The organism is Spirulina sp. 06S082 (assembly GCF_034932145.1).
Lineage (GTDB): Bacteria > Cyanobacteriota > Cyanobacteriia > Cyanobacteriales > Spirulinaceae > CCY15215.
In genome coordinates this window covers 1-12,100 of record NZ_JAYGHV010000170.1, presented here as the reverse complement: position 1 = coordinate 12,100, position 12,100 = coordinate 1, and the positions used below count along the sequence as shown (strand labels likewise).

At 40.7% G+C, this 12,100-nt stretch carries 10 protein-coding genes and 2 pseudogenes; 5 read left to right on the top strand and 7 right to left on the bottom strand.

Annotated elements, in window-relative coordinates; translation table 11 throughout:
• The 5 genes from VB714_RS12685 to fba all read right to left on the bottom strand — a co-directional run.
• Positions 1-1,390, bottom strand: a 1,390-nt coding sequence (locus tag VB714_RS12685; protein WP_323224679.1) for a response regulator, incomplete at its 3' end; no start/stop codon positions are given.
• Between the two features lie 258 nt (positions 1,391-1,648).
• The gene (locus VB714_RS12680) at positions 1,649-2,362 is read right to left on the bottom strand and encodes a hypothetical protein (protein ID WP_323224677.1); all 714 of its coding nucleotides are present in this window, start codon (positions 2,360-2,362) and stop codon (positions 1,649-1,651) included.
• A 66-nt stretch (positions 2,363-2,428) separates the two neighbouring features.
• Entirely contained in the window at positions 2,429-3,109 is a 681-nt protein-coding gene (locus VB714_RS12675) for a hypothetical protein (protein WP_323224675.1), read from the bottom strand.
• Between the two features lie 44 nt (positions 3,110-3,153).
• Positions 3,154-3,834 carry a hypothetical protein gene (locus VB714_RS12670; protein WP_323224673.1) on the bottom strand — a complete coding sequence of 227 codons (681 nt, stop codon included), beginning with the start codon at positions 3,832-3,834 and terminating at the stop codon, positions 3,154-3,156.
• A gap of 231 nt (positions 3,835-4,065) precedes the next feature.
• Positions 4,066-5,145 (bottom strand): class II fructose-bisphosphate aldolase, encoded by a 1,080-nt coding sequence (fba, locus tag VB714_RS12665; RefSeq protein WP_323224671.1) that lies wholly within the window; start codon positions 5,143-5,145, stop codon positions 4,066-4,068.
• 194 nt (positions 5,146-5,339) lie between these two features.
• Between fba and VB714_RS12660 the strand changes: the two genes are divergently transcribed.
• Positions 5,340-5,564 carry a ferredoxin family protein gene (locus VB714_RS12660; protein ID WP_323224669.1) on the top strand — a complete coding sequence of 75 codons (225 nt, stop codon included), beginning with the start codon at positions 5,340-5,342 and terminating at the stop codon, positions 5,562-5,564.
• 62 nt (positions 5,565-5,626) lie between these two features.
• Here the strand turns inward: VB714_RS12660 and VB714_RS12655 are convergent, their stop codons facing one another.
• Positions 5,627-6,424 (bottom strand): Uma2 family endonuclease, encoded by a 798-nt coding sequence (locus VB714_RS12655; RefSeq protein WP_323224667.1) that lies wholly within the window; start codon positions 6,422-6,424, stop codon positions 5,627-5,629.
• 81 nt (positions 6,425-6,505) lie between these two features.
• On the opposite strand from VB714_RS12655, the pseudogene VB714_RS27420 reads away from it, so the two are divergent.
• Positions 6,506-6,589, top strand: a pseudogene (locus tag VB714_RS27420) (Uma2 family endonuclease); the annotation flags it as partial.
• 1 nt (position 6,590) lies between these two features.
• Here the strand turns inward: VB714_RS27420 and VB714_RS12650 are convergent.
• Positions 6,591-9,011 (bottom strand): FHA domain-containing protein, encoded by a 2,421-nt coding sequence (locus tag VB714_RS12650; protein WP_323224665.1) that lies wholly within the window; start codon positions 9,009-9,011, stop codon positions 6,591-6,593.
• A 198-nt stretch (positions 9,012-9,209) separates the two neighbouring features.
• On the opposite strand from VB714_RS12650, the gene VB714_RS12645 reads away from it, so the two are divergent.
• From VB714_RS12645 to VB714_RS12635, 3 genes and pseudogenes are all read left to right on the top strand, one after another.
• Positions 9,210-10,670, top strand: coding sequence for a serine/threonine-protein kinase (locus VB714_RS12645; RefSeq protein WP_323224663.1), 1,461 nt, complete (start codon positions 9,210-9,212; stop codon positions 10,668-10,670).
• Between the two features lie 131 nt (positions 10,671-10,801).
• Positions 10,802-11,617, top strand: a pseudogene (locus VB714_RS12640) (polyprenol monophosphomannose synthase); the annotation flags it as partial.
• Between the two features lie 124 nt (positions 11,618-11,741).
• Complete coding sequence (locus VB714_RS12635) at positions 11,742-11,960, top strand: hypothetical protein (protein ID WP_323224659.1); 219 nt, start codon at positions 11,742-11,744, stop codon at positions 11,958-11,960.
• Positions 11,961-12,100 lie beyond the last annotated feature (140 nt).

Genomic DNA, 12,100 nt, shown 5'->3' with positions numbered 1-12,100 from the left:
TTGAATTATCTTCTTCAAAATCTTCCGATGATAGGCTAATATCTAAAGAAGGGAATTCATCGATCTCTGATGTTAGGTCTTCCGATGATAGGCTAATATCCAAAGAAGGGAATTCATCGATCTCTGGAGTTAGGTCTTCCGATGATAGGCTAATATCCAAAGAAGGGAATTCATCGATCTCTGGAGTTAGGTCTTCCGGTGATAGGCTAATATCCAAAGAAGGGAATTCATCGATCTCTGGAGTTAGGTCTTCCGGTGATAGGCTAATATCCAAAGAAGGAAATTCATCGAACTCTGGAGTTAAATCTTCTGTTGCTAAATCAATATCTAAAGAAGGAAATCCATCTATCTCTGGAGTTAAGTCTTCTGCTGATAAATCAATATCTAAAGAAGGAAATTCATCTATCTCTGCTTTTTCTTCATCAATTATTGACGATATAGAGTCGGAGTAAAAATCAAAAGATTCACTCCTTTTATTTTGTTTTTCTAAAGAAGGTGAACTTATATCTAAAACTTCTACATTATTTTTCTCATCTGGTTTTTGCGGAGATTCTTCCTCTTGCTGCAAAGCATCTAATTCACTTGTATCAATTGTTTCGTCTGTACCCGTTGTATCGAAAGAAAAATCCTGTTCTTGAACACCATCTTCTTGATTATCTATACGTTCTTCTACTGGTAAAATAACAGCATCCAAAGCGGGAAAATTTAATCCTAAAGCTGTCATTTCATCTCGATCGATCGCATCCTCTGTACCTGTTGTATCAAAGGAAAAATCGAGTTCTTGTTCCTCCGATCGCGGCTGCGCGATCGCCTCGTCTTCGGGGTAAGATAGACTAGATTCAGGATCGTTGCGTTCCGATTCAACAAAAGTTTCAAAAATATTATCCAGATCGACAGTAGGTTCGATAACAGATTCGCGATCGCCTTGAGAAGTAAGAGATTCTTCCTCAACAGATTCGCGATCGCCTTGAGAAGTAAGAGATTCTTCCTCGCGATCGCGCAGTATATCCTGATAAACAGAAATCGCCTTCCCAACGGCATTTTTAACAACTGTCCGCAATTCTTGTCTCTCAAAGGGTTTCTGTAAAAATTCCACCATCGGATGAGACGAGATAGGAAAATCGTTTAACTCCGTCATCATCACTAGGGGGATTTTTTGCAGTTCCGCATCTGCTTGAAGCTGTTCTAAAACGTCCCAGCCATTCACTTTTGGCAAGGCTGAGTCTAAAATAATAAAACGGATATTCGAGCGTTCCTGTTGAATGAGGGATAGACCCCCTTCTCCATCAGTTGCTTCTTTAATTTCGTATTGCCCTTTTGGTAAAAATTCCCGAAGTTGCGTTCTTGTCGCATGGTTGTCATCGAGAATCAAAACTTTGCCACTCGCCATAATCCTTTTTAGAGTTACAATTGGTTTGACCAGTTATTGGCCGGGGAAGGAACGGGGAACGGAAAAAGGGATAGTAAATGCCCCTGCCTTCATCATAATATTCCCTAGTTGGCTGAAGATCGATAAAATATGTGAAGATTGACGAAATATAAGCGCTTACAGGGATTTACTCAGACTGGGGAATGCGAGAAAATTTTAGAAAATATTAATATTTTCTTCGCCAGAAGTGGAAAATAATAACTTAATATCTCTTTCTCCTTATCGATCGCGCTGAAATTTCTTGATTTCTTTATGAACGTTCAAGCCAATTTGCAGTGCTTCGTTGAATAGTTGACTGTTATCATTCTCATCATGTCTGGCTGTAAATGCCATTAAAATATCAAGATCGCTTTCTAAGGTTGCAAGGAGTTCGTAGCGACTGGCGATCCACTGGGTTTGTTCTCGCATCAACTGTTCGACATTCAATGCGGTAATTAAGCTATGACGAATGGTTTGCAGGAGTTCAAAAGTTTCTAAACGATTTTGTTCCGGTTGAGAATCTGAAGATTTGAGGGAATTGAGGCGATCGACAAAGGTAACGGAATGAACGACGCGATTATATTTTTCGATTTCACTGAGGAGATGAGTTAAAGATTTAAGTTGTTTTGCTTTTTGCCAACAATAGAGATTAAATGCCAATAAAATTAACCCAATTAAAGAAAATGAGATTGTAAATAGAGGAAAAACGAGATCGCGATCGCGCGTTCCCGATGCTTGTAAAACGATTGCTGTTGTGGGTAAGATGAGAACGATCGCGATCGCCATCAATCCCAATTCTGTCAATAAAGTTGAAACTAAATATTTCCCTTTTTTCTGCATAACTCCCCGATAGAAGTCAATGGCAATATTGGCGATCGCGTCAATATGGATAATTTCCTCTAATTCTTGGGATGTAATGCTGAGTTCGTGAAATTCTTGATTAAATTCTTTCATTGTTTCTAGAAAATAAAGCATAACTTCTGAACAATTTTACAGGGTGGACAGAACCCACCCCAACTCTTAGTTTATGCCAAAAAACTGACTGATAATATGAACGAGATGGGCATAAAAATTACTTTCAAGATTACGAAAAATCTCGAAAGACTTCCCTGGAGAACCAAAGATCGGTCGCAATGTCCAACCTAATTGACTTCCCACAAACCCATACAAAACTAACCATGCTTTCACGGAAATATCTCTGCGTTTGCGTTGAACTCCTTCAATATCGTTAATAAAGAGAATCCCGCGATAAAAAAACTGAACTCCCACAAAACTCGAGACGATCAAAATGACAACATTTAACAATTTAAAGAAATTGTAGTCGTTCATAGAAAGACGGAAAAAGAGACTAATGGGGGCAAATCCAAATAACATAATACTAACAACAGACATAGAAGCAAGAAGGAGACAACAATATTGCCAAAATGTCCGTTTTGACCCGCAAACGACATCAAAGAAAAATAAAGAAGGGAGACAAATTAACAAGGTAAGTAAATATAGTGCAGGAAGTTTAATCGCTGAGGAAATTGCTTGTAACCAGCCACTAAAAGACCCTAAAATACCGCCATACAGTCCCAAGAAAAGAGAACTACAAACTGCAAAAGCAAGAATATATTTCTCGATATATTTGCCGTCACGAATATTTTCAAGGAATTGAAGGCGATCGCGCAGAAACTCCATTAAAACCGCAAAATGATTCATCTGTTCTTTCCCCAAATCTAAAAGATAGAGACTTAATTTAATTCTTAATACAAGCCCAAAATTTTCCCAAATATTTGCAGAAGTGCTGCATAAAAGTTGCTTTCAACCGGACGAAAAAATTCAAATTCTGCACCAGGTACGCCAAAAAAAGGTCTCAATGTCCATCCTAATTGACTACCCACAAATCCATAAAGAACTAACCAACCTTTGACCGCAGAAATACTCCGTATCTTCTGTTTTCCTTGTAGATCGTTGATAAAGTGCATACTGCGGTAAAAAAATTGCACCCCAATAAAACTAGAAGCAGCTAAAACAACAATATTTAAAAGCGTAAAAAAGAGATAATCGTTGATAGAAAGGCGAAAAAAGAGAACAATCGGTGCAAAACCGAATAACATCACGCTAATAGCAGACATGGAGGCTAATAGCAAACAGAAATAGTGTAGAAATGTCCGCTTCGATCCGGAAACAACGTTAAAAAAGAAGAGTGCAGGAAGGCAAATTAAAAGGGTTAAGAGATAGAGTGCAGGCAGTTTGATCGCTGAGGCGATCGCTTGCAAACCGCCGCTAAATGACCCCATAATGCCGCCGTAGATGGCAAAAAAGAAAGCGCTACATAAGACAAAAGAAATAATATATTTCTCCAAATGCTTGCCATTACGAACATTTTGTAGGAACTTAATGCGATCGCGCAAAAATTCCATAACAATCCCAAAATAGTTCATGAATTTACTCCAGACACCAGATTGCTAATTGTCCCCATTCACAAGAAAAGCGATTTAGGAAATTTATCTCATTTCTTTACAAAAATTTACTTTTTTCACCTGCCAAAAAATATTCCCCTACTCCCTCAATTGAGAGAGTAGGAGAAAATTTTACCATTTCGGCCATCAATTATATCGGCGAACTATTCAACGATTCACTGATATTTCTGATACCTAATAATTGTTAGACAATTACACTGCAACAGCCGTTTTGACCTTAGCAGCCAATTCACCGCTTGCATACTTGCGAGCGTATTCATCTAACGTAACTTGCTTAATCTTAGTCCCATGACCAGCCGTACCAAAGGCTTGATAACGAGCCAAACAAACATCCTTCATCATTTTAATAGAAGGCTTGAGGAAATGGCGAGGGTCAAAATTCTTGGTATCTTCATAAGCAGCCTTACGAATGGCTGCAGTGATTGCCAAACGGTTGTCTGTGTCAATATTTACCTTGCGAACACCGCTCTTAATTCCCTTTTGAATTTCCTCAACAGGAACCCCATAGGTTTCAGGAATAGTGCCACCATACTTATTGATAATCTCAATTAAGTCAGCAGGAACAGAAGAAGAACCGTGCATCACCAAATGGGTATTAGGCAAACGGCTGTGAATTTCTTCAATGCGGCTGATAGCGAGGATTTCACCAGTAGGCTTGCGGGTAAACTTGTAAGCACCGTGGCTAGTGCCGATCGCCACAGCTAAAGCATCTACTTGAGTGCGTTCTACAAATTCAACAGCTTCGTCGGGGTCTGTGAGCAGTTGTTCTTTGCTCAGTACACCTTCCGCACCGTGGCCGTCTTCTTTTTCCCCCATTCCAGTTTCGAGAGAACCCAAGCAACCGAGTTCGCCTTCAACGCTGACTCCAATCGAGTGAGCGACTTTTACGACTTCAGCCGTAACGCTAACATTGTACTCAAAACTAGCGGGGGTTTTAGCATCAGCTTCTAAAGAGCCATCCATCATGACACTGGTAAAGCCGTAGCGCATTGCCGTGTAGCAGGTGGAAGGCGCATTGCCGTGATCTTGGTGCATGGCAATGGGAATATGAGGATAGGTTTCTACTGCCGCTTGGATTAAGTGGCGTAGGAAGTTTTCCCCAGCATAAGAACGAGCGCCGCGAGAGGCTTGAAGAATGACGGGGCTGTTGGATTCCTCAGCAGCCTGCATAATGGAGAGGATTTGCTCCATATTGTTGACGTTATAAGCTGGGATTCCATAACCGTTTTCCGCCGCGTGATCTAAGAGCAGCCGCATAGGTACGAGCGCCATAAAATATCCTCCTAATTTTTGTTTGAGTGTCTAAATTTGGTGTCTACTACCAAAAAATTTTCTTTACTGCCCTAATCTTAAGATAATTCTTAGCTTTTTGTTAAATTGTTTTTACGTTTCCTGCTTGCGGAGGAAATTTGGGGAGGCGATCGCCTTTACAATTGTTAATGATTGGTTTTTAGAAAAAGTTTAAAATGTCCCACACTATTGTTACAGAAACTTGTGAAGGCGTAGCGGATTGCGCCACAGCTTGTCCCGTTGCCTGCATTCATCCCGGTCCCGGTAAGAATGGGAAAGGGATGGATTGGTTTTGGATTGATTTTGAAATTTGCATCGATTGTGGTATCTGTTTGCAGGTTTGTCCAGTAGAAGGGGCGATCGTGCCGGAAGAACGCCCAGATTTACAAAAAACCCCCTAAAAATGGCGATCGCAGCTAGGGAGCATCTCACTCCCTAACTGGGTAAGCCTTATTTAAGTGATTCATTCCAGTTCTACACCCAATTCTCGCAGTTTTGCGGCTAATCGTTCAGCACGTAGTTTTTCCCCATCAGCACGTAGTTTTTCCTCATCAGCACGTAGTTTTTCCTCATCAGCACGCTGTTTTTCCCCATCAGCACGCCGTTTTTCTCCATCAGCACGTTCCTCTCCCGTTAAGATAAGATTGCCTTGAAAATCCCACCATCGTAGCCAAGGTAAATCCATATTTTTGTAAATTCCCTGCCAAATTCCTAACTCAACACCCATCCCCTCAATCACATAATGTCCCCGCTCATTGGGAAACATTAACTGATATTTTCCTGCAATTAAGTGATACATTTCTAGGGAAGCCTTCTTTTCCTCATAAATTCCATAGAAAGGAATGCGGATTGCTTTTTCATACACCCAAAATTTACCTTGATAAGGGGTTTTATCTCTTTCTTCCGCACCATTCCCCGATACGAATTCGATCGCGATTAAAGGAGCAACTAACTCTTGCCATAAGACATAAGAGCGTCTTATTTTCCCCTCTAAAGTTGGGGATACATTGGGTACATAAAACCAATCTGGTGCTTCTGCTCCCTTTTGGGGTGGCTCAGTGATACGCCAGTAAATGCCACTATCTTGACCGATACAAAATTGGCGATCGGGGTGAATTTCTTGTAGTTTCCCCCAAATTGATTCGGTTAAAAGGATACTTTGGGGATGTTCTTGGAAGTTTTTCACAAATGTCCCGTCTTCACAAGGTAGTTGTGTATGATCTGGTAATTGAATTGGTGTTTTAGAATCTAGAGCCTGCATAATTTGTTATTATCTCCATTGAAAATCGACTCCTCATTCAATATTATCATTTCTCTTGAGTCAACAACTAATATTAACATTGCTGGAAACGTTAAAGTCAATTATACCGACGAGTTTTATTATTATTCTGATGCTTTTGTGACTTGCGATCCTCGCGATCGCCAAATTACAACACATCTTTACTTTTCTGCGTCCACCAAGTCACCCCAAAATAAATAGCAGCATGAAGGAACAAGATGCCCCAATTTAAAGCCAAATTTTCCCAAGTTGGATCGTAAACGCTAGTTGCTTCAAAAGGCTGCGAAACCGTACTTCCATCGGGTAATTGAGTTGGTTCGGGGATCATAGCATTAACATTTACTAAAGCACCATAAGCCCCCACAGACCAGCGACTCAACATAAACCATGAAATATACTGACCGATGCCTTCCATTTTAAATAATACCCCAGAAAAGATAATTTGTGGGAGTAATAGCAACGGTAATGCGCTGTTTGCTTGAGCGCTATTTTTAACCAAAGCAGAAATCATTAATCCTAAATTCGTGCAGGTTAAAAGAGTTAGAAATGTTGTAATTCCTATCCCCAAACTCCAAGGAATTAACTCGGGTTCGGGAGATTGAAAACAGACTAAAATTGCGATCGCCATGAGTAAAGTCTGAGAAAGTGCCAATCCTCCCAAAACTCCTAATTTTGAGCCTAAATAGGAGAATAAACGCAAATTTACCAAACGTTCTCGCATATAGATTGCTGTTTCTTTGACAATTTCTTGTAAACTACTCGATAATCCTACCCAAATCGCTGCACAGGTAAAGACAAATAAGACACGCAATGCTAAAGGTGCAAGGGTAGGATCGTCTTCTGCACCTAAAATAAGTGGGTTTTTCTCTCCTAATGCAAGGGTAATTAAAATAATCCCGATCGGTGCAGTGAGAAGTGCTAATCCTAAGTTAACGCGATCGCGAATTAATAATTGGAAATAACGACGAGAGAAGAGAATGAGTTGTTGTAGGGAGGATTGTTTGTTTTGTTTCGGTGGTTTTTCGAGATTAGCATGACTCTCGATACTTAAGCGATCGGTAATGTATTGAGTATAAAAATCCGAGTTTTTAAATTGGTATTTAGCGCGATCTACATGGTCTTCTTCTATTAAGTGATTATAAATATCGGATAAATCTTTAATCTCAGAAAAACAATTGTCTTGGAAAAATTTAAGAATCTCTTGAGGGGTTCCAAAATAACAAAGTTTTCCTCCTCTGCGTTGGGTTCCCAGTCCCAGAAAAACAATGCGATCGCATAAATTAATATTACTGGTTGCATGGGTGACTAAAATAATTGTGCGTCCGCGATCGGCTAAATCTCGCAGCAATTCCATCATCTTTTTATCCAACCCTGGATCGAGTCCCGATGTAGGTTCATCGAGGAAAAATAGCTTTGGATCTGCCAATAATTCGACCCCAATACTAATCCGTTTTCGCTGTCCTCCGCTCAATTTTCCCACTAATGTTTGGCGATGGTGAGACATTTTAATTTCTTCCAGGGTTTTCGCGATCGCCTCTTCAATATTAGTATCGGGAGGTAAGCGCAATTTTGCGGCATAAGTTAATACTTCCTCCACCGTTAAATCGCGATGAACGATATCATCTTGAGGCACGTAACCAATTTGGGTACGATAGATATTAAAATTAGTCCGTAAACTTTCTCCATTTAAAAAGACTTCTCCTGTTGTTGTCGGATCGACACCCAATAACGTTCGCATTAATGTTGATTTCCCCGCACCACTTCCCCCCACCAAAGCTACTAATTGTCCCGGTTCGATAGGAAGGGAAATATCATCGAGGAGTATCTTTTTCTTCCCTCCTTTATCCTCAACTTCTCGCACCAATTGATAAGCATCTAAACGAATGCGATCGCCCTTATCTCCAATAACCAGTCGATCCCCTTGTAACAGTAATAAATAGGGACCGATGCGAATGCTTGCACCTGGAGGAAGAACGAGAGCGCCATTAACCCTTTGACCGTTAACAAAAGTACCATTGGTACTATAATCTTTAATGATATATTGTCCGCTTTTATCGATTGTTACAACGGCATGACGACGGGAAACAATAGGAGAATCAAGGGTTAAATCAATCCCCGATTCTCGTCCGATAGTTGTGAGATTTTTGTTCAGGGAAATCGATTTTTGGAGGGACTTAGCCGTGCTGGGTTGGAAACTGGAACTATAGTAGGTTAAAGTAATAAAATTAGTCGTATTTTGTCCGATTTTCAATTCATCCCCATCCTGCAAACAATAACCTTGGGTGTGAGTAATGCGAGTATGATTGATAAATAAGCCGTTTTTACTGGGATTGATTCCATCCCCATCATAAATGAAATAGTTCTGTTCTCTTCGTTCTAAAATAGCATGGCAGCTCGAAAGAACGACCCAATCTCCAGGTACTATCAGATCCGCACGGTTGGGATCGCGACCTAAAATATGTCGGTCTGCGGTAAGTTGTAGGGGAGGTAAAACCTGACCTTGATTATTGAGAATGATTTGAGGGCGATCGCCAACAACCGTGCGATGAGGACTTTTTACAGAAGACATAGTTTATGTTTGCTGGATTTGGTCACTATTTTAGAGGATAGGAACGAAATTGCGATCGCGACTTCACACTTTAAGGGAGAAATGATACAAAATGAAACTTAAGAATATTGAAATTTCTCCGGATAGTATCGTACAATTTTGTCAACCCTGGCAAATTACTAATGAAATTCTAGAGAAAATTTTATTGAGAGAATCACCATGACATCAGCACTCTTAAACGATCGCTATAATATCCTCAGAATTATCAGTAAAGGAGGATTTGGGGAGACTTTTTTGGCAGAAGATACACAAATGCCCTCGGGACGTTATTGTGTTGTCAAATTGCTCAAACCCACAAATAATGACCCGAAAACTTACCAAATTATACAAGAACGTTTTCAACGAGAAGCCGCAATTTTGGAAGAATTAGGAGAAGGACAACCGCAAATTCCCTCGCTTTATGCCTATTTTGAATCGGGAGGAGAGTTTTATTTAGTACAAGAATATATTGAAGGGAAAACACTGAATCAACAATTACAACAACAGGGAATTTTTAGTGAAAGCCGCATTCGAGATTTATTGATTAATTTATTACCTACGTTGGCTTATATCCACGATAAACGCATCATACACCGCGATATTAAACCCGATAATATTATTCTCCGCAGTTCTGATAATAAGCCTGTTTTGATTGATTTTGGGGCAGTGCGAGAAACAATGGGAACAGTGATGACTTCATCAGGAACTCCCACCAGTTCTATTGTTATTGGTACCCCCGGTTTTATGCCTTCAGAACAGAGTATTGGTAGGCCTGTTTTTTCTAGCGATTTATATAGTTTGGGACTGACAGCAATTTATTTATTAACCGGAAAAGTTCCCCAAGCATTGACAACCGATCCCTTAACGGGAGAAATTGTTTGGCGAGAATTGGCTTTAAATATCAGTCCGAGTTTGGGGGATATTTTAGATAAAACCGTGAAATCTCATGCTCGCGATCGCTTTTCTACAGCCAGAGAAATGTTGGCTGCACTACAGTCTGAAAATGTTTCCAGTTCTCCCACTGTAGCATTCGTTCCTCCCGTTCAAGTTCCTCCCATACAAATACCTTCTGCAACCATTGCAGTTGCGCCAACTTCTGCACCGAAACAAAGTAATAATAACACAATTATCAGCAGTTTAATTATCGGAGGGTTGGCTTGTTTTGGTATCATTGCAGGATTGATTTTAACTCGTCCTTCTGCTGTTGAATCCGAACAAAGCAAGGATTCTAAATCAGGAAATTCTCAGCAAAATCCTCAATCTTCTCAATCCAACAATCTTCAAAATAATAGCAATTTTAGAGATCGCCCCGATCCAAGAGAAACAGTAACACGATATTATTCTTATATCAATTCAGAACAATATGAGTCAGCTTGGCAAATGCTGCCATCAAGTATTAAAAATGATCCCAGACTTCATCCCGATGGATATGTTAATTATTACAACTGGTGGGATAGCGTCGATCGCGTTGCTATCAAAAATGTAAATCTTGTGGATTCTCGATCCGATGCTTCAGAAGTTAATATTAGTTACGATTATCAGATGAAAAAAGGTAATTTTACCCCTCAAACACTTCGTTTTTCTTTAGTATGGGATGAATCCCAAGATGATTGGGCGATCGCAAAAATTAAAGTCCTCTAATATATTTTAGATTTTGAGCATTTCCTTGCAATTTGCGTTGGCCTCCTGAGACAGTTACAGAATTTTCTCAGGGTGCTTGTGGTATTCTGAGGGGCAACGATCGCAGCCATAACAAAATACCATTCAAAAGAATGTCTCAGTCTCTTCTACCCGTCCCCAGTGGACGATTCTTGATTCCGGGTGCTACCTTCCTCTTCGCGCAAGAGAAACCATTAAAATTTTCCTTGATTATTCCCACCTACAAAGAAAGCCAAAATATTAGAAAGATTGTCAAACAATTAACTCACTTACTCGATCGCAAAATCCCCAACCAATACGAGTTAATTATTGTTGACGATAATAGTCCCGATCGCACTGGGGAAATCGCCTTAGAGGTCGCGAAATCCTACCCTCAACTCAAAGTGATGTGCCGCCAAAACGAAAAAGGACTCTCAACGGCAGTGATACGCGGCTGGCAAATGGCTCGGGGTGAAATATTGGGAGTCATTGATGCAGACCTGCAACACCCGCCAGAAACCCTTTTACAACTATACGAGAAAATGGAACGCAAAGCCGATCTTGCCGTCGCCAGTCGTCATATCTCAGGAGGTGGTGTGAGTGAGTGGAGTTTAGCACGTCGCATTCTCTCTCGGGGCGCTCAACTCTTGGGACTCATACTGGTTCCTCAAGTAGTAGGTCGCGTTTCCGATCCCTTAAGCGGTTATTTTCTCCTGCGTCGCGATGCCATTCAAGGACGCGAGATGAACCCGACGGGCTATAAAATTTTGCTAGAAGTTCTCGGTCGCGGCAAAATTGAGTATATTCAAGAAGTGGGTTACATTTTTCAAGAACGTACTGAAGGGGAAAGTAAAGTCACCGTTAAACAATATCTCGAATATATTCAACATTTATGGCGGCTAAAATTTCCTCGCTGGTCATTAAGGCGATCGCTGCGATACGGGCAAATTATTCTCAAACATAGCCAACGACGGCGATCGCGCTTAAGTAGCTTAGGTAAGAAAAAACAGCCGATCCTACCCCTCTCAAACTCGCGCTAAGATACGAATATTCCTCCAGAATTGAGAAGTTTGGATGCTCAAACGTCAAACCAGTGGTCCGGTTAGCTGTCCCTCCTGTTCTAAAATTGTCGCTGTCGAAGTCAAAACTTGTCCTCACTGCGGGCGACGAAATCCCGGAATGTGGGGATATAGAAGGAGTTTGCAACAATTGGGGAATGATTTTGGCATTGTTCCTATCTTAAATGTCAAAAGAGGACTCCCGTTAGAGCCGACAGGCTTAACGGCGAGATGAATTTTGACCCGCCAATAAAACCGACCCAAGGGAGTCAGTTTAATTGAAATTGTGCTAGTCTGAAAAAGCCAATGCACCCAAGTGTGCCTAGATAGGCAGAATTGGTGATTCTCGCCAGATAAAATGTCCGACCAAAAAGA